Origin of the sequence: Pseudoalteromonas sp. T1lg23B (genome assembly GCF_002964665.1) — a bacterium.
GTDB lineage: Bacteria > Pseudomonadota > Gammaproteobacteria > Enterobacterales > Alteromonadaceae > Pseudoalteromonas.
This window is the reverse complement of sequence record NZ_PQBZ01000042.1, coordinates 673725-691137: the sequence shown is the minus strand read 5'-3', so window position 1 is coordinate 691137 and position 17413 is coordinate 673725. Positions and strand designations below refer to the sequence as shown.

At 43.3% G+C, this 17413-nt stretch carries 17 protein-coding genes and 1 pseudogene; 13 read left to right on the top strand and 5 right to left on the bottom strand.

The features are described from left to right. Positions 1–173: 173 nt before the first annotated feature. Both C2M32_RS19510 and udk read right to left on the bottom strand, forming a co-directional pair. Positions 174–1397, bottom strand: coding sequence for a NupC/NupG family nucleoside CNT transporter (locus C2M32_RS19510; protein WP_105169968.1), 1224 nt, complete (start codon positions 1395–1397; stop codon positions 174–176). Between the two features lie 17 nt (positions 1398–1414). Then, on the bottom strand, positions 1415–2044 hold the full coding sequence (udk, locus tag C2M32_RS19505) for a uridine kinase (protein ID WP_105169967.1): 630 nt from the start codon (positions 2042–2044) through the stop codon (positions 1415–1417). A gap of 303 nt (positions 2045–2347) precedes the next feature. Here udk and C2M32_RS19500 point away from each other — a divergent pair. The 6 genes and pseudogenes from C2M32_RS19500 (at position 2348) to C2M32_RS19475 (ending at position 7609) form a co-directional block, all read left to right on the top strand. Next, positions 2348–3561, top strand: a pseudogene (locus tag C2M32_RS19500) (phosphopentomutase). A 15-nt stretch (positions 3562–3576) separates the two neighbouring features. Next, complete coding sequence (gene deoD, locus C2M32_RS19495) at positions 3577–4278, top strand: purine-nucleoside phosphorylase (protein WP_070983555.1); 702 nt, start codon at positions 3577–3579, stop codon at positions 4276–4278. Positions 4279–4502: 224 nt separating this feature from the next. Beyond that, positions 4503–5486 (top strand): hypothetical protein, encoded by a 984-nt coding sequence (locus tag C2M32_RS19490; protein ID WP_158678285.1) that lies wholly within the window; start codon positions 4503–4505, stop codon positions 5484–5486. Positions 5487–5560: 74 nt separating this feature from the next. Next, positions 5561–6301 carry a ferredoxin--NADP reductase gene (locus tag C2M32_RS19485; RefSeq protein ID WP_105169965.1) on the top strand — a complete coding sequence of 247 codons (741 nt, stop codon included), beginning with the start codon at positions 5561–5563 and terminating at the stop codon, positions 6299–6301. A 71-nt stretch (positions 6302–6372) separates the two neighbouring features. Continuing rightward, entirely contained in the window at positions 6373–6699 is a 327-nt protein-coding gene (locus tag C2M32_RS19480; RefSeq protein ID WP_105169964.1) for a hypothetical protein, read from the top strand. Between the two features lie 19 nt (positions 6700–6718). Next, positions 6719–7609, top strand: a complete 891-nt coding sequence (locus tag C2M32_RS19475) for a hypothetical protein (RefSeq protein WP_105169963.1) — start codon at positions 6719–6721, stop codon at positions 7607–7609. Here C2M32_RS19475 and C2M32_RS19470 read toward each other — a convergent pair. After that, positions 7584–8453, bottom strand: coding sequence for a TPR end-of-group domain-containing protein (locus C2M32_RS19470; RefSeq protein WP_105169962.1), 870 nt, complete (start codon positions 8451–8453; stop codon positions 7584–7586). The genes C2M32_RS19475 and C2M32_RS19470 overlap by 26 nt on opposite strands. 158 nt (positions 8454–8611) lie before the next feature. Between C2M32_RS19470 and C2M32_RS19465 the strand changes: the two genes are divergently transcribed. Then, positions 8612–9331 (top strand): substrate-binding periplasmic protein, encoded by a 720-nt coding sequence (locus C2M32_RS19465; RefSeq protein ID WP_105169961.1) that lies wholly within the window; start codon positions 8612–8614, stop codon positions 9329–9331. Positions 9332–9338: 7 nt separating this feature from the next. Here C2M32_RS19465 and C2M32_RS19460 read toward each other — a convergent pair whose 3' ends face one another. Further along, positions 9339–10247 carry a histone deacetylase family protein gene (locus tag C2M32_RS19460; protein ID WP_105169960.1) on the bottom strand — a complete coding sequence of 303 codons (909 nt, stop codon included), beginning with the start codon at positions 10245–10247 and terminating at the stop codon, positions 9339–9341. A gap of 137 nt (positions 10248–10384) precedes the next feature. Between C2M32_RS19460 and C2M32_RS19455 the strand changes: the two genes are divergently transcribed. Together C2M32_RS19455 and C2M32_RS19445 are read left to right on the top strand one after the other, a co-directional pair. Continuing rightward, positions 10385–11377 (top strand): L-threonylcarbamoyladenylate synthase, encoded by a 993-nt coding sequence (locus C2M32_RS19455; protein WP_105169959.1) that lies wholly within the window; start codon positions 10385–10387, stop codon positions 11375–11377. Between the two features lie 191 nt (positions 11378–11568). Then, positions 11569–13575: an alpha-amylase gene (locus C2M32_RS19445; protein WP_105169957.1), complete on the top strand. Its 2007-nt coding sequence runs from the start codon at positions 11569–11571 to the stop codon at positions 13573–13575. 33 nt (positions 13576–13608) lie between these two features. Here the strand turns inward: C2M32_RS19445 and C2M32_RS19440 are convergent, their stop codons facing one another. After that, positions 13609–14625 carry a hypothetical protein gene (locus tag C2M32_RS19440; protein WP_105169956.1) on the bottom strand — a complete coding sequence of 339 codons (1017 nt, stop codon included), beginning with the start codon at positions 14623–14625 and terminating at the stop codon, positions 13609–13611. Positions 14626–14749: 124 nt separating this feature from the next. Here C2M32_RS19440 and C2M32_RS19435 point away from each other — a divergent pair, with 124 nt between their 5' ends. From C2M32_RS19435 to C2M32_RS19420, 4 genes are all read left to right on the top strand, one after another. Beyond that, complete coding sequence (locus tag C2M32_RS19435) at positions 14750–15337, top strand: GNAT family N-acetyltransferase (protein WP_105169955.1); 588 nt, start codon at positions 14750–14752, stop codon at positions 15335–15337. 118 nt (positions 15338–15455) lie between these two features. After that, on the top strand, positions 15456–16520 hold the full coding sequence (locus C2M32_RS19430; RefSeq protein WP_105169954.1) for a DUF418 domain-containing protein: 1065 nt from the start codon (positions 15456–15458) through the stop codon (positions 16518–16520). Positions 16521–16693: 173 nt separating this feature from the next. After that, positions 16694–16945: a DUF2999 domain-containing protein gene (locus C2M32_RS19425; protein WP_105169953.1), complete on the top strand. Its 252-nt coding sequence runs from the start codon at positions 16694–16696 to the stop codon at positions 16943–16945. Between the two features lie 228 nt (positions 16946–17173). Next, complete coding sequence (locus C2M32_RS19420) at positions 17174–17404, top strand: FeoA family protein (protein WP_105169952.1); 231 nt, start codon at positions 17174–17176, stop codon at positions 17402–17404. The last annotated feature ends 9 nt before the right edge of the window (positions 17405–17413 follow it).

Here is a 17413-nt window from a genome sequence, read left to right as displayed (position 1 = left end):
TAGACAAGCATTGCTGGAGGTTTTAGATAAGGAGAATTTTGTCAGCGTTTAAAACGATAAAAGGGCCTTACGGCCCTTTGGTGAAGTATCGTTCAAGTTAGTATGAATGCCTTAACCCCTTAAGGCATTCAACCAATTGTTTTGCAAATGCGGCAGGTAATCTCGTTAAGTTTCTAAGCTAGCGAGAGGAAAAACCCTGCAATTGCTGCGCTCATTAGGTTAGCCATTGACCCTGCTAAAACCGCCCTGAGCCCTAAGCGTGCGATATCCTTTCTACGACTCGGCGCCATACCGCCTAGTCCGCCTAGTAAGATTGCAATCGATGATAGGTTAGCAAAGCCACATAACGCGAATGTGACAATCGCTTGTGTATGTTCACTTAACCCTTCTCGATAATTCATAAAGTCTAAGTAGGCAACAAATTCGTTAACTACTAGCTTTTGGCCGATAAAACTACCAGCCGTTACCGCTTCATGCCATGGTACGCCAATCATCCACGCAACTGGAGCAAAGAGGTAACCTAAAATTTCTTGTAATGTCAGTGTTGGGTGATCAAACCAGGCACCAATACCACCTAACATGCCATTTAATAAAGCAATTAACGCGACGAAGGCCAGTAGCATTGCACCGACATTCAGTGCTAGATGCATACCGCTTGAGGCACCCGCTGCGGCTGCATCAATCACGTTAACTGGTTTATCTTCCTCGGCACTAACATCCGCCAAGGTCTGCTTTGGCTGCTCTGTTTCAGGCACAATCATTTTTGCCATCAAAAAGCCACCCGGTGCCGCCATAAAACTGGCTGCAATGAGGTACTTAAGCTCTACACCTATGGCAACATAACCTGCCATAACAGAACCTGCTACCGTCGCTAAACCACCAACCATCACCGCAAATAGCTCCGATTTAGTCATCGTAGGTATAAACGGTTTAACAATCAAAGGTGCTTCAGTTTGGCCGACGAATATATTCGCCGTCGCCGATAACGATTCAGGCTTTGATGTTTTAAGTAGCTTTTGTAGCCCACCACCTAAAATTTTAATGATCCAATCCATAATGCCTAGGTAGTACAAGACCGCTACCAAAGCTGAAAAGAATACAATAACGGGTAACACTTGCACCGCGAAGATAAAGCCCAGAGAGCTTTTATCTGCCAGCGGTCCGAATAAGAACCCAATGCCATCATTGGCATAGCCTATCACTGCTGACACAGCACTGGACATACTCGCTAAAGCGTTTTTACCCGCTTCAACAAACAGTACAAAGCCACCGATGGCAATTTGCATCGCAAACGCTACGCCAACCGTTCGTTTATTAATAGCGCTACGGTTTGTTGAAAAACAGTAAGCTACGCTTAGTAGCATTAACATGCCCACCAAGCTCATTATTGTTGTCATGCCCTAAAGTTCCCGTTTTATTCTTGCAGTAAATATTTTATTTTACTTTTAATTATATCAATCGCAACGCGATTCATACCGCCACGGGTGACGACCAAGTCGGCATTGTGCTTCGAAGGCTCAATAAACTGATAAAACATTGGTCTTACCGTTGCTTGATATTGTTCAACCACAGACGGTAAGCTTCTACCGCGTTGCTCAATGTCTCTTTGCATTCTACGCAGTAAACAAATATCCAAAGGCGTATCAATAAACACCTTGATATCAAATTCTTCACTTAAAGCGGGGTCGCTTAACAGTAAGATTCCCTCTATAATCAATATTTTAGCAGGAGTCACTGTGCGCGTTTCGCTGCTGCGAGTATGTTGGGCATAATCGTAGGTAGGTACTTCTACCGGATTACCCAATCGCAATTGCTCTAAATGAGAGCGCAGCAAGTCATGCTCAAACGCATCTGGATGGTCATAGTTGGTTTGCGTTCTATGCTCAAACGGTAAATGCGATTGATCTTTATAATAAGCGTCTTCCTCAATAATGGCGATAGCGCCTGATTCGAGCTCATTAATTAATTCGTTATATATTGTTTGCGTAAATAGAGATTTGCCAGAAGCAGAAGCCCCAGCAATAGCTATAATTGTTCGTGTCACTAAAGTTCACACCCAGCAGTCGTTAACGTTGGAAGATCACAATAGCAAAAAAGACACGATTAATCTCTTTTGCTTCGCTTAGGATGCAAATTTAGCGATTTTGCAGACAACAAAACAGGACTTATGTCCTGTGGGACAAAATCAACAAGTTCAACGCAGATAATGAATTTTATGATGCTTTTATGACAGCGGACTTATGTCCTGTACGATTATTCGGAGCAACAATAAAGTAGCAATCAATGGGAGCGCAAGTTGAATAATTACACAAATGTAAACCCAGGTCTTGTAAATAAGAGGTAAACAATGGCAAGAGCAATTATTTTAATGGCAGATAGCCTAGGCATTGGTGCCGCGCCAGACGCTGAAAAGTTTGGTGATGTTGGTGCAAATACCCTTGCACACCTCTTACAAGCATATAAAAAGGAAACAGGTAAAGCATTACCGTTACCAAACTTGAGTAGACTCGGCTTACTTGATGCGTGTGAAGCAGCTGGTAAAGAGCACTGTGAAACCAGTGAGCGCCAAGCAGCAAAAGCCGCATGGGGTTATGCCAAAGAGCTATCAAGCGGTAAAGATACACCTTCAGGCCATTGGGAAATGGCAGGTGTGCCGGTGCTATTTGAGTGGGGATATTTCCCAAATACGGTGCCTTGTTTTCCTCAGTCGTTTATAGATGAATTATGTAAGCGAGCTGACATTCCAGGTATTTTAGGTAACTGCTATGCCTCTGGAACGACAATTTTAGAACAACTGGGTGAAGAGCATGTAAAAACAGGCATGCCTATCTGTTACACCTCGGTTGATAGCGTTTTTCAAATAGCCGCTCATGAGCAATCGTTTGGCCTTGACAAGCTTTATCAAGTATGTGAAATCGCACGGGCACTGCTTGATGAAATGAATATAGGCAGAGTGATTGCGCGGCCGTTTATAGGCACTTCAAGTGCCGACTTTATTCGTACTGGTAATCGTCGTGATTACTCGGTGTTGCCACCGGCGCCAACCGTTCTTGACAAGTTGGCTGCAGATGGTGGAGAAGTGATCAGTGTAGGCAAGATTGCCGATATTTATGCGCACCAAGGCATAACACAAAAGCACAAAGCGCCAGGGTTGATGAATTTGTTAGAGAAAACCTCTGAATTGATTGACAGTGCACCGATCACAGTTTGATTTTCACTAATTTAGTGGATTTTGATGAGAAATTTGGTCATCGCCGTAATGCCGTTGGGTATGCAGAAGCACTGGCTCAGTTTGATGCCTTTTTGCCGACTATACTAGATAAGTTGCAAAGCGATGATCTGCTGATGATCACAGCCGACCACGGGTGTGACCCAACAGCAGCCGGTACTGATCATACTCGCGAATATGTGCCTGTATTGGCTTATACGCCGGGTATGGTAAATGCTCCGTTAGGAGAAAGACAAAGTTTTGCAGACATAGGTCAAACCCTTGCCCAGTGGTTTAATTTATCTGCGCTTGAGTATGGTGAAGGGTTTATTTCTTCGCTAAACAAAGCATAAAAAAGGAAACAAGCAATGAGCACACCTCATATTAGTGCAAACAGTGGTGATTTTGCCGAAACAGTATTAATGCCAGGCGATCCGCTTCGTGCGCAATATATTGCGGAGCATTTTCTAGAAGATGCACGCCAAGTGACTGGTGTACGTAATATGTTCGGTTTTACAGGCACTTACAATGGTAAACCTGTAAGTATCATGGGCTCGGGTATGGGTATTCCTTCAATGTCTATTTATGCCAGAGAGCTTATTGTGAGTTACGGCGTAAAAAATCTGATCCGAATCGGTACTTGTGGCGGTATAAGTCAAGACATCAAAATTCGTGATGTAATTTTTGCGCAAGGCGCAAGCACAGATTCAAATGTTAACCGCGCTCGCGTTCGTGGCTACGACTTTGCAGCGATTGCTGATTTCGGTTTACTCGAGAATGGTGTTAATGCAGCACGTAAATTAGGGATTGAAGCGAAAGTAGGTAATGTATTTACCACTGATACTTTTTATCAAGCAGACAGTAGTTTTTATGAGCAGCTAGACAAGCTTGGTATCATGGCTGTTGATATGGAAACCGCTGGTATGTACGGTGTTGCAGCTGAATATGGCGCTAAAGCTATGGCTTTATTCACAGTAAGTGACCATGTGATCACTGGTGAAGCTACACCTGCTGAAGAGCGTCAAAGTACCTTCAATGAGATGGTAAAAATCGCGTTAGAGTCGATTTAACAATTTTCGTTTGTAGGTTATCACAACCTGCAAACTCAAGTTCCTTGGTAACGTAATCGCAGAGTTTTGGAGACACGCCTAAAACAAAGCGAATCACACCCAAAAAGCCGCACTTAGTGCGGCTTTTTTTTTACGCTACTTCGCTGACTTTACTTAACTTCACCGTAACCAGCTTAATATCTTCAACTATGCTTATTACATGATGACTTGTTATGGTCAAGTTTATGACATTGATACCGTTTTTAGTTTCTACTTGGCTGATGATGCCAGTTACAGTTGCCCAATTAGAGAACTTCACACAGTTGGCTGCCAATAATCCTCAGCAAGCGTTAGAGCTCTATCCAGAGTATTTGGCTGAGTTGGATGCGCAAAATATAGATATGCAAGTTGCTTTACGCATAGAGGCGCTGCTAGCGGCGATGAATGGGCGTAGTTGGCCTGCTTTTGTTACCATTACAGAGTCACTCAAAGCACCTGAAATTCAGAGCGTTTTAGAGGAGAAACGGTTTAAGTTGCTGACCAGAATAGGGGTAGCATATAGATATAACAACCAATTGGAGCAGGCTAAACTGCATTATCAGTGTGCGTTAGGTTTAGCCGACAGTGATCTAGAATTGGCAACATTGAAAGTTAATCTGGCTATCGTTTTTCGTTTGTTGGAACAGCCAGCGATGGCATTTCAGCTCATTGATAGTATCGATAGTGAGCAATTAACGATGCGTGTAAAAGCTGGGTATAGTGTGGTGAGAGGTAATATTCTTCAGTCCTTACACCGCTTTGACGACGCATTAGCGTCGTTTGAACAGGCACATCAACTCTACATCAAGATGGATAATCAGCAGCATAGGGTCAGTATTACGCGCAATATCCTCGGTGCAGCACTCGCTTCAAAACAACCACAAAGCTACGTCAAATATCGAGTTACTTACCAAGATGAGATAAGCCAATACAGCGCCAAGTCACGAGATTACCTAACTTGGATGGATATCATTAGTGATAGTCGGCAAAAAGGAGTGCTTAGCGCCAAAGACGAAGCATTTTTACAACAGCACATTACCCCTTTAGCTGAACTAGGTTATAAAGAGGCGTTGAAAGAGCATTTGAAGAGCATTAACGCGCTGCATCTTTATCCCAAGCAAATAGCTGCTAGAAAAGGCGAACAAGCGCTCCCAGATAATCTCGGAAAGCCGTGGTGTGCCTTACTTTGACTTTAATCGTTTATCTGCCATGGTTTACTTAGCGGTATGAATCATCAGAGAATAACATAGCGGGAGGCTAAAGAATGGCACAGTGGACAACCGGGCGTGTGTTGGAAGTAAACTGGTGGACGCCCAGTTTATTTAGCTTGAGAATTTCGGCGAATATCCAACCCTTTAAAGCAGGCCAATTTACAAAGCTGGCGCTACAAGTTGGCGACAAGCGAATTGCCCGCGCATACTCATTCGTTAATTCTCCCCAAGACCCTGTTTTAGAGTTTTATCTAATAGAAGTTCCTGATGGGAGTTTGTCTGAGCACCTTGCCCAATTGAAAGTAGGAGACGAGATAATGGTTGAGGAACGGGCAAATGGCTTTTTAACCTTGGATGAACTCCCAGATGCGGACACACTATGGATGCTAAGTACTGGGACTGCTATTGGACCATTTTTATCAATTCTTGCTCAAGGCGAATTGTGGAATAGATTTAAAAGAGTAATATTGGTACATGGGGTGCGACAAAATACAGATTTAACCTATCAAGATCGAATCAAAGCCGTACAGAAATCCTTCCCGCAGTTTCAATATGTGCCGGCGGTAACAAGAGAACAACCAGAGTTTGGCTTAAGTGGCAGGATTACGAACTTGTTGGAGTCAGGTAAGCTGGCTAAATATTGCGGCTACGATACGTTACCGCAATCGAGTCACTTTATGTTGTGTGGTAATCCACAAATGGTTAAAGATACAACTAACTTATTAATTAATAAAGGGTTCAATAGACACCGTAGGGCTCAGTCGGGCCATATAACGGTTGAACAATACTGGTAGCTAAAAGACATTTAGGTAAAGGTTGTATTTAATCCAGCCTCACCGATAAACTTCATAAATTGGTATTAAAAATGAGTGATGATAAAAGGATAAAACTACTCTACCGAGTTGAGCCTGGGTGCTTGGGTCCAACAGGTAAGGATTTTATAGAAGGCTTTTGTAATTTTGCGAATGAGAAAATCAAACCACCTGTTTATGCACTATTTAGTTTTGTGCCCCGTTACGATAAATCTTTGCCAGAGAGAGAGTATAGGGTTGGCAACAAAAATCTATCGGATCAACAAGTGAGTGCTTACTTAAACCGTCTTGAAAAGGATAAGAATGAGTTTGAAGAGCAGATCGATGAGCTACTTTCTCACGCTATTGATAGTTACTTAAGGCGCACTAATAAGGCGTGAACTCTTCTCAGGTAAGTATATGATACATGTATTGATTTGTATTTTGGCGATAATGTCATTCAACGGTTTTACAAAAACCATTAGATATGTCGATGCCACGGCACTGCGTAATAATCCCAATAACATGTACTTTGTGAAAGTATTGGAGCTCGCACTTTCGAAGTCAACAAACGATGGTGATACTGAGTGGTTACAACCCTTGGATGTGATGATCACGCAAAGGCGTCAATTAATTGAGCTAAAAAAGAAAAATATTGACGTTATGTGGACCATGTCTTCGGCGCAGCGAGACCAGCAAGCGCTGGCTGTACCCGTACCGTTGGCATTTGGAAGTTATGGGTTACGGCTGTTGGTGATCAATAAAGGCGACAAGCATGTATTTGCCAGGGTAGAAAAAGCGGAACAATTACAAAAACTAACCGCTCTGGTTGGTCGGGACTGGCCAGATAAATCTATCCTACTGGACAATGGGTATCGAATAGATGACTCCCACAACGAGGAGTTATTGTATGACGTATTACAAAATGAAAATGGCTACTATTTTCCACGAGCGGTAACTGAAGCTAACTCAGAGCTTTCGATGTTGCACAACAAGCAGTTAATGATAACGCCAAAATTTGTTATGCAGTATCCTGCTGTGATGTATTTCTATGTTCGAAAAGATAATCTAGAGTTGGCACAAAAACTCACCCAAGGCTTACGTACAGCATACAAAGATGGCTCTTTAGAGCAGCTATTTTTTTCATTTGAGCATCACCGTAAGGCGTTTGCTGCCTTCGATTTTAAAAAAGCTGAGTTTATTCAGTTGAACAACAGACAGCTACATGCATCTGTAGATCTCGAACAGATCTACAAGATGCAAAAACGCTTGATTGGCAATGCGTCTAACTACCTTCAATCAGCTCATTAAAACTGGCATTATCATGCAGGCTAGCGAATGCGGCTTCATGAAGAAGTTCATTTTTTAGGTTCGGAGCATATTCTAACGCCATACGGATATCAGCCATAGCATCTGCATGTTGGTGCAACATAGCGAAAGCACACGCGCGTTGCCAGTAGGCATAACCATAGTCGTTATCCATCTCGAGTGCTTGATTGCATAACTGGATGGCCACACCGGTTTGCCCAAGTTCTAATAATGCATCGGCCTTGTACGCGATGGCTTCTACATCTTCAGGTTTTCGTTTTAATATCTCGTCATAAATCTCAATTTTAGAGTTCATGTCGCTCTCTAGATTGGCACGCATCCACAATGAGTGAACTTCATTGGTTATGGTGATTTTCTTGTGATTATTGAGGATTTCTTCAGAACGCTCTTTCAGTTTAGATTCCAGCACTTGCAGGCGTTGTTCATACTCTAGCGTGATACTGCCAACACGCTCTTTGACCAAGTCTTCAACCTTGCTCTTGATGTCTCGTAGTGAATTCCAGCCAACGACCACCAATATGGATGCTGTGGCGGTGATAATGAACAATACGTTATTGATAGTATCTGTGGTGTAGGTTAGCGCTCGATCAGCTGCATCAAGTTGGCTATGGGTTACTTGCTTGGTTAAATCTTCTCTGAGTTTTTGCTGATCATAGCGAACAGACTTGAGTTCATCGAGGATATATCGTTCAAGTAAAGGTTTGTACATCGGCGCCTGTAGTTCATTCAGCACTTGTTGTTGCTGTGCTTCATTTGGGGTAGTTTGTTGGGCATTGGCGTGTAAGCTAAAGATAAAAGCGCTTAATATAAAGAAGAGTGATTTCATAACTGACTATACTTTAAGTTAATTCAAGTTGCATGGTGCATGAAGTAATAAAAAAAAGCAAAAGCAGACGGGTTTTAAGCAATTATTCTATCGCTAATTTTGCAATATAAACATGCAATGCGCATAATGGTGAACCGTTAATCATAGTGAGCTGCGAAATGAGAATATGTTGGCTGGCGTTGTTATTGCTTTCTTGCTTTAGCAGTGCGCAACCTAAGTTGAATGTGGTAACTGAAGAATGGGTGCCCTATAACTTTACCGACGAAAATGGTGAAATAGTCGGCCGTGCCAGCAAGAAAGTAAGAGAAGTGCTCGATGCAGCCGAGGTGCAATATGAGATTCGGAGTTACCCTTGGGTGCGATCGATGAAGCTTGCACAGAGTAAGAAAAATACCATGATCTACTCCATATATCGCACCAATGAAAGAGAAAACCTGTTCCTTTGGGCGTGTCCGTTACTTAACCCTGTAAAAGAGTTTCTGTTCAAGCTACGCACTCGAGATGACATTCACATTGAAAGTCTTGATGACGCGAAAAAGTACATTATCTCTTTGGTAAGAGGCAGCATTTCTCACGAGTATTTACTTGAGCAGGGGTTTGAGAACGGCGTTAACTTGGATCTCACCGCAGATCCAAGCGCTAGTCCACGCAAATTATTAGCCAGAAGAGTCGACTTTATTATCACCACCGAGTACACCGCATATGAGAGGATGAAGGAACTTGGTCACCCGTATGAACTGTTGGAAGCAGTGCATGAGGTGAAAAATGCGGATGAACGTCGCGCATGTATGGCATTCAATAAAGACACTGATCCGGAGCTGTTATCACGCGTTCGTAAAGCACTCGCTGATCACAACGCCCGATTTGTTGGCCCTTGATAGGCGCTTATAGTTTTGCAGCTTGTTCGATAACGATACTATGGCGCTGAGCTAGACGTTGATGGTCTTTGTCATATCCTCCACCAATAACTGTCGCCACAGGGATGCCATGTTGCTGGCAGATTTTTAACACCAAAGCATCGCGCTGTGCAATGCCTTGCCAGCTAATATTGAGTTTACCTAAACCATCATGTTCCCATACATCAACTCCCGCATCATAGAGCACGAGGGAAGGGGTTAAATCTTGCAACAGCCCTGTTAACACCTCTTCAACTTTCGCGAGATAAACTTTGTCCGAGGTGTGATTTTCTAAGCCGATGTCCAAGTCACTTTCATGCTTGCGAAACGGGAAGTTCTTTTCACAGTGAATAGAACAAGTAAAAACATAAGGGTTGTGCTTAAGTAGTGCTGCGGTGCCATCGCCTTGATGTACATCGAGGTCAAAAATTAGAACATTACGCGCCAAGCCAGTGTTTATTAGCGTTGTAGCAGTAAATGCCAGATCGTTAACCATACAGTAGCCTGATCCAAAATCGTAGTGTGCGTGGTGTGTTCCGCCAGCAAGGTGGCATGCGACACCATATTTTAGCGCCAACTGAGCCATTTTTAATGTGCCCAAAGGGGCTGTGAAGGTACGCGCCATCAGCTGTTCAGACCAAGGCAGACCGATACGACGCATAGCTTTGGCACTGAGCCGATTGTACCAAAGATCCCATATATAGTTATCGCAATGGATAAGCTCTAAATCTTCGGGCGTTCCTAACTCTGGTGTGTAGAGGTTGTCTTGTATCAATCCTTTTTTTAGGCATTGACTGTATAGACGGGCAAACTTGCTCATTACAAAGCGATGTTGCGGGTCAAAGCTAAACGAATAGTTTTCGTGGTAGACCAGCGGAAGCTTGGGGTTAAATGTCATTCACTCACCTGTTGTAATGGCAGAAATTAACGATGGAGGTGTCTTGCAGATTAGGTATAATATCGCGCTTTGGGCGCAACTACGAGCGTATTGCAGACATTTGGCTCCATTTATACAGGCAGTGAGTAGCAACATACATGATAACAGAAGTTTTAGCGATAGATGATGAACATAGCTTGGACAAAGCATTGGCTGCTTTGCGTTTAGGCGACTTGGTGGCTATTCCAACTGAAACGGTTTATGGCTTAGCTGCTGATGCAAATCAACCTGATGCGGTACGCAAAATTTTTGCAGCAAAAGGTCGTCCTGCGGACCATCCATTGATAGTCCATGTTGATAGTGTTGATAAAGTTGACCGCTGGGCGGCGCAGGTACCCGAGTGTGTGGCAAAACTGGCGGATGCTTTTTGGCCCGGCCCTCTTACGCTCATATTACCAAAAGCTGAGCATGTTTCTTCTGTGGTCACTGGTGGTCATAGCACAGTGGGAATACGTGTACCGAATCAAGCTGGTGTATTAAAGTTGTTGAGTATGCTTGATTCTGGGTTGGCTGCGCCCTCTGCAAATCCTTACAAACGTATTAGCCCCACCAATGCTGAGCAAGTCATGTATGGTATGGATGGTAAAATCGCAGCGGTTTTAGACGGTGGTCCATGCGAAGTGGGTTTAGAGTCCACAATTTTGGACGTTAGCACTGAGGTGCCCAGAATTTTACGCACAGGACCCATTACTAAATCACAAATTGAAGCGGTTTTAGGCTGTGAAGTTCATATCCCGCAAAGCCATAATGTGGCAGTGCCAGGAAACGTAAAAGCACACTACCAGCCTAGCAAACCAGTACAATTACTAAGTGGTGAGCTATTAGCGACGACCTTAACAGAGCTGCCGCGTTCCGCGCAAAATGATATCGCGGTGCTCTATTACTCTGAGCAGTTACAAGATGCGATTGTAGGTAATCAAGCAGTAAAGATGAAGCTGTCATCGGATAAACAGCTTTATGGACAAAATTTGTATTATGCGCTGCATCAATTGGACCAAGCGGATGTTAGCCAAATTTGGGTGGAGTTGCCTCCAACCGATGAACCTTGGCTCGATGTGCATGACAGATTAAGTCGCTCATCTGCTAAGTAGTTGTTTTAATAATTTTTATTTTATAATTTCGGTTGTTTTGAACGATGCTTTGGCTACGGTTTAAGTCATTCAACAATGGCTTAAGGGCGGTTAGATTTTTTATTGCATACGTATTCAACGGGATAAATGTGAAGTGGTGCTCTACATTGTTATCGGTTTGTAAATAAATAAAAGATAATAAAGAGCACATTATGACAACATTAAATAGAATATCTAAAGCATCGCTAATTAGTGGTGCTGTACTGCTAAGTTTAGCGCAATCCGTGCAAGCTCAACCCACTACGTTCGTGCATTTATTTGAATGGTCTTGGCCTGATGTGGCACAGGAGTGCGAAACTTTTCTGGGACCCAAAGGCTACGCTGCCGTGCAAGTTTCTCCTCCCAATGAGCATATTGCTGGCGACCCTTGGTGGACGCGCTATCAACCCGTGAGCTATCAACTACAAAGTCGCGGAGGCAGTGAGGCACAGTTTAAAGATATGGTCAGTCGTTGTAAGGCGGCAGGCGTTGATATTTATGTTGATGCGGTGATCAATCATATGGCGGCAGGCAGTGGCGAAGGTGTTGCTGGCAGTGTGTATGGCGATAAATATTTTCCCATGTATAGCCCACAAGATTTTCATGAGTCTTGTGCTATCAACGGCGAGGATTATGGCAATAACCCATGGCGAGTACAAAACTGTGAATTAGTAGGTTTAGCCGATTTAGATACCGATGCTCCCTATGTGCAGTCGCAATTGTCAGGCTATTTGAACTCTCTAGTGGCAGCAGGTGTTGCTGGTTTTAGACTAGATGCATCAAAGCATATGCCCGCAGGTGACATCGCGAGTATCCTTTCTCAAGTCAATGGTACTCCGTTGGTGTTTCAAGAAGTCATAGACCAAGGCAGTGAAGCTGTTAGTGCCAGCGAGTACTTTGGTAATGGATTGGTCACTGAGTTTAAATACACCACCAAACTGGGTGAAACCTTTAAAAGTGGTAAATTGGCTTGGTTGAGCAACTTTGGCGAGGCTTGGGGTATGATGCCCAGTTACAAAGCGGTTGTCTTCGTCGATAATCATGACAACCAGCGAGGCCACGGTGGAGCGGGTAATGTTGTCACCTTCGAAGATGGCAAATTGTATGACTTGGCAAATGTCTTTATGTTGGCTTATCCGTATGGTTACCCAAAAGTGATGTCAAGCTATGACTTTAATCATGATAGTGATGCGGGCGCACCCGCTGTGAGCGTGCATGACAATGGACAGCTTAATTGCTTTGCAGACCAATGGCAGTGTGAGCATCGCCATAGCTTGATCTCAGGTGCAGTGGATTTTCGTAATAATACGACAGGGCATTGGCAAATAAGCAATTGGTGGGATAACGGTAATAACCAAATTGCCTTTTCACGTGGTGATGAAGGCTTTGTCGCCATTAACCGAGAGTCTGGAGCAATGCAGCAATCCCTGCAAACAGGGCTGACACAAGGGGTTTATTGTGATGTACTCAGTGGCCAGCTTAGTGCAGATAAAAAGAGCTGTACAGGACGACAAATCGTGGTGAACGGGCAAGGATTGGCAACGGTTTCATTGACTGCAATGGATGCGATAGCAATACATCATAACGCTAAAACACAGGGAGGGATGTCATCTCCTGATATGCAACGCACAATCGTGTTCATCAAAGCACTAACTCAAACGGGTCAGGATATGTTTATTCGTGGTGGCATCGACCACGGATACGCACAAAGCCTAGGTCGAAACTGCGCACTCAACGCCAATGATTGCGCATTACCAATCGTTCATAATAACCTGAAAAATACCACCACCAACGTTTGGAAAGCGGGTGATAACTATCTAGATTGGGGCGCGAATGAGGCCGGTCAAGATACTTCTGCGCAAGGTAGCCCACTGGATTGGACGACTAATTTGTGGCCCAGTGATTGGGGAGTAAAACGCACAGTTGAGCAAGATGGCTATGGTGAAACACCTCTTAACCAATACGGCGCACATTATTGGATGTTGGATGTACAGATGGATTGTACTAACACCGTCAATGGCTGGTTTGAACTAAAGGCTTACGTTAAAAATGGTCAAGGCTGGGAAAGCGACATTGCCCAAGCTGATGCACCATATCCTAGCAACAATCATTTCGCTCAATGTGGCAAAATCAATGTATTTGAGTTTGGCGCAAACAGTGTGTCCTACGTGGACTTATAATCAGAGCTTGACGCAAAGTGGCCCGACAAAGGGTCACTTTGACGTTGCAATATTCGTAGTGCAATGCTCGTTAATCAATTGTCTTGGTACTTTTTTTTGTGGTTTGACACGCTCAAATTGTGCTACTTGTTTGGCGAACTGTTCGCTTAGCCAGCGAACATTAATCATATCAACATAGAGTTGCATTGACTGTTGTTGACCATGTTCAAATAAAAAATCACCATGTTCAATGGCGTACGCAAAACGCTGTAAATGCACCTCATTTGGTGCTTGTAAGGCGTTCACCAATGCACGCATGACGACAAAATGATAGTAATAGTGGTGATTATTGTTGGGGACGGCAAAGATCGTTTGTCGAACTGAGTTTTGATAGCGCCAGAATTGTGCAAAGTCACCCAATAACACTTCTGTATTGAGCAAATTCAAACCGATTCTCGCAGCGGTTTCAGTCTCATTCGCCAAGCTCAAGTCACGGTATAACTCTTTGTATAGATCTCTCGCCTGATAGAGTTGATTGTTATCAAGCAGGCTATTCGCTACATTAATTTTAACTCGCAGATGTTGTTGGGTATCTGCTGCCAGCAGTTTTGCTTCTTCGAGGATTCGTTGTGCTTGGTCATGGCGTTTTAAACGAACCAGTACAGATTGCAAATTGAGTAAGGTGTGAAAACGAAAATGCGGGTCTTTTTGATTGAGCTGCAATGCACATTGATAGGCAATAATTGCATCTTGGTAATGTCCATTAATGCGCATCAATACTCCCATGTTACTAATTAACTTAGCTTTATGGTTATCTATGATGGGTTGCCACACTGGTTGTACCAGTTTCATTGAAATGTCATTGGCCAATTCTGGTTGGTTGCTGACTATCGCAGCTCGTAAAGTTAGCTGATAAAATTGTGCAGATCCGGTATTCGCCGGTAAGTTTGTATGCTGGTAATATCGCTCGGCAAGCTCAATAGGTTCTTGCATAAACTGGGATTTCAGTTCTGCTAAGTCTGGTGGCGTGCTTTGAATCAAACCAATTAAAAAAGCAAAATGTAGTAGCACATATACTCCAGCTAGTATGACAAAATGCCAATGTGGCTAATGTTACAGGGTTAATTTTATGCAAAAGTTAAGCAATTAAACGCAGTGTAACATCGAATAATTTATCGTAAAGGAAATAACAATAATGTGGATGAAAAATGTACCACTTGAAGGGCGCTATGTCACCTTAGTACCACTGGCATTTGAACATGTGAAAGCGTTAATAAATGCAGTGCAAGACGGTGAAGCTTGGCGTCTTTGGTACGCAAGTGTCCCTAAGCCAGAGCAAATGGAAGATTATGTAGCAAGTGCTATATCGGATGTAGAAAAAGGCAATATTGCTTACGCTGTGATTAATAACCAAAGCCAAGAAATTGTCGGAACGACCCGTTATTATCAGGTAGATAGCGATAACCGTAGAGCGGCTATTGGTTACACATGGTATGCAAACTCTGCTTGTCGAACAGCGATTAACACCGAAGCCAAGTTGTTACTTCTAGAAAACCTATTTGTTGAGCATGATGCTATTGCAGTAGAGTTTAGAACACACTTTTTAAATCACACTTCACGCCGGGCAATTGAACGTTTGGGCGCAAAATTGGACGGAATACTAAGAGCACACCAGATCACCAGAGATGGCTCGCTACGTGATACGGCTGTTTATTCAATTATCGCGAGCGAGTGGCCCGCTGTGCGCAATAATCTTCTCCATAAGCTCACGTTGAAGATGTAATAAAATGTAGGATATCAGTAAGTATACTTTGCAATTTCCAAGCAAATCCTTACAGATAATTTTTTGTGCTTTTTTTATGCTAACCCAATCGGATTTGGGACACAGGGCAACAGGATTGATGACGCGATTAGTAGGGATTGATGTAGCAAGGGCGCTGGCGCTGTTCGGAATGGTTATTGTGAACTTTAAGCTGGTCATGGGGGTGAAGGAAAATGATTCGCAGCTGTATTACATGGCCAGTTTATTGGAAGGTCGAGCATCCGCATTATTTGTGATTCTAGCGGGTTTAGGCCTGGGTCTTATGGCGAATAATGCAGAACCAGTACAGCGGATGTTATTGGTGCGTTGGCAAATTTGTAAACGCGCGCTGGCATTGTTTCTAATTGGTTTAGCCTACACACCTATTTGGCCTGCCGATATCTTGCATTTTTATGGGCTCTACTTTTTGCTCGCGGCAGCGGTGATCACTTTCTCTAATCGTGCATTGTTGTGGCTATGTGTGGGTTTGAACATGAGCTTTTTGCTACTTTTAGGGCTGTTTAATTATGAGCAAGGCTGGAATTGGGACACGTTAACTTATACTGATATGTGGTCTTGGCAAGGCATGTTTAGACACTTGTTCTTTAACGGTTTTCATCCCATATTTCCATGGAGTGCTTTCCTCATATTTGGTATTTGGCTGGCGCGGCAGCCGTTATTCGATCAGTCGTTTCAGTTTAGAGTGTGTAAGTGGGCGCTGCTGATTCTGGTGACGACGGAAACAACCTTGTGGCTTTTTCGGCGTTGGTTGACCCTTGATGTGCCAAACCATGAAGCCAGCGAACTTGGCGTGCTGTTGTCATCACAAATGATGCCGCCGCTTCCCACCTATATGGTTTCTGCTAGCTGCTCTGCGACGATTGTGCTTATTGCCTGTATATGGATTGCACAAAAGTATCATCAGCATGGTGTGATTAAACATCTTGCTCAAGTAGGTAAGTTGTCATTAACTTTTTATGTGGCCCATGTTTTGATTGGCATGGGGACATTGGAAGCACTCAATATGTTGGGAGGGCAGACAATCGAGACCGCCTTGTGGTGTGCGACAGTGTTTTGTTTAGTGGCGATATTGTTAAGTGCGATGTGGTTAGCAAAATTTAAGTCAGGCCCGCTGGAGACGATATTTAGACTGATCACTAGGTAAATAGGATTTTGCTAGCTTCGTGCCGGTCGGGTGTCGTTTGTGTATATTGCCATCATGACATTAATCGCAGTCTTGAAAATTACTTGAGTCGCCACTACTTATATATACCACTTAGTTTTGCGATTTTTACCGCGCAGATACAGACAAGCAAATTACACAGTTAAGGCATAGTCATGAATCCTATTTTAGCAATCTTAAAAGAACATAATATTAGCGACGAGCAAGTGAATGAATTATTCCAGACGCTAACAGAGAACCCTCTGATGGCAATGGGAGTGATTTCATCATTGGGTATTCCACCTGAAAAGCTACAACAGTTAATGGGATTGGTGATGCAAAATCCAGCACTGATAAAAGAAGCGGTTGATGAGCTAGGTTTAGACTTTTCTAAAGTTGAAGAAGCGAAAGCGAAACTCAATCAGTAAACTTTTTTGTAAGGCAAGCACTCAGCTTGCCGCTTTCTTTTGTAGTTGTAGGTACATCACTCCTTAATTATCCAACCAACAAGTCACACGCTCACCGCTATCACATTGTGAATACATGAAAATAACATAGGCGAACAGCGCAACCGCTTTCATTCGTTTTGGGACTGAGTTATTATGCATAAAAATCGTAATAGGAATTATTGCTAATTACAATAAGTGGCTTGGCTTATGACTTTAAACGAATTAAAACTTCAGCAAAAAGCAGTGATCACAGCTTTGAATCATCAAGATATTGCGCTAGCAAGCCGTATCATGGCCTTGGGACTGGTCCCTGGTGAGACGATTGAACTTATGAATGTAGCACCAATGGGATGTCCGCTACAGGTCAAAGTAGGAGACACGTTAATTAGCGTGCGTAAAAGTGATGCAAGTTTGATTGCACTACAAACAGCGGGTTAGAGGTTAAAA

What these genes read in the sequence shown, in the direction of transcription:
- C2M32_RS19435 (WP_105169955.1), top strand. Translation starts at nt 14,750, where the DNA reads ATGTGGATGAAAAATGTACCACTTGAAGGGCGCTATGTCACCTTAGTA.
- C2M32_RS19420 (WP_105169952.1), top strand. Translation starts at nt 17,174, where the DNA reads ATGACTTTAAACGAATTAAAACTTCAGCAAAAAGCAGTGATCACAGCT.
- C2M32_RS19475 (WP_105169963.1), top strand. Translation starts at nt 6,719, where the DNA reads ATGATACATGTATTGATTTGTATTTTGGCGATAATGTCATTCAACGGT.
- C2M32_RS19510 (WP_105169968.1), bottom strand. Translation starts at nt 1,397, where the DNA reads ATGACAACAATAATGAGCTTGGTGGGCATGTTAATGCTACTAAGCGTA.
- deoD (WP_070983555.1), top strand. Translation starts at nt 3,577, where the DNA reads ATGAGCACACCTCATATTAGTGCAAACAGTGGTGATTTTGCCGAAACA.
- C2M32_RS19485 (WP_105169965.1), top strand. Translation starts at nt 5,561, where the DNA reads ATGGCACAGTGGACAACCGGGCGTGTGTTGGAAGTAAACTGGTGGACG.
- C2M32_RS19470 (WP_105169962.1), bottom strand. Translation starts at nt 8,453, where the DNA reads ATGAAATCACTCTTCTTTATATTAAGCGCTTTTATCTTTAGCTTACAC.
- C2M32_RS19465 (WP_105169961.1), top strand. Translation starts at nt 8,612, where the DNA reads ATGAGAATATGTTGGCTGGCGTTGTTATTGCTTTCTTGCTTTAGCAGT.
- C2M32_RS19480 (WP_105169964.1), top strand. Translation starts at nt 6,373, where the DNA reads ATGAGTGATGATAAAAGGATAAAACTACTCTACCGAGTTGAGCCTGGG.
- C2M32_RS19455 (WP_105169959.1), top strand. Translation starts at nt 10,385, where the DNA reads ATGATAACAGAAGTTTTAGCGATAGATGATGAACATAGCTTGGACAAA.
- C2M32_RS19460 (WP_105169960.1), bottom strand. Translation starts at nt 10,247, where the DNA reads ATGACATTTAACCCCAAGCTTCCGCTGGTCTACCACGAAAACTATTCG.
- C2M32_RS19490 (WP_158678285.1), top strand. Translation starts at nt 4,503, where the DNA reads ATGACATTGATACCGTTTTTAGTTTCTACTTGGCTGATGATGCCAGTT.
- C2M32_RS19445 (WP_105169957.1), top strand. Translation starts at nt 11,569, where the DNA reads ATGACAACATTAAATAGAATATCTAAAGCATCGCTAATTAGTGGTGCT.
- C2M32_RS19425 (WP_105169953.1), top strand. Translation starts at nt 16,694, where the DNA reads ATGAATCCTATTTTAGCAATCTTAAAAGAACATAATATTAGCGACGAG.
- C2M32_RS19430 (WP_105169954.1), top strand. Translation starts at nt 15,456, where the DNA reads ATGACGCGATTAGTAGGGATTGATGTAGCAAGGGCGCTGGCGCTGTTC.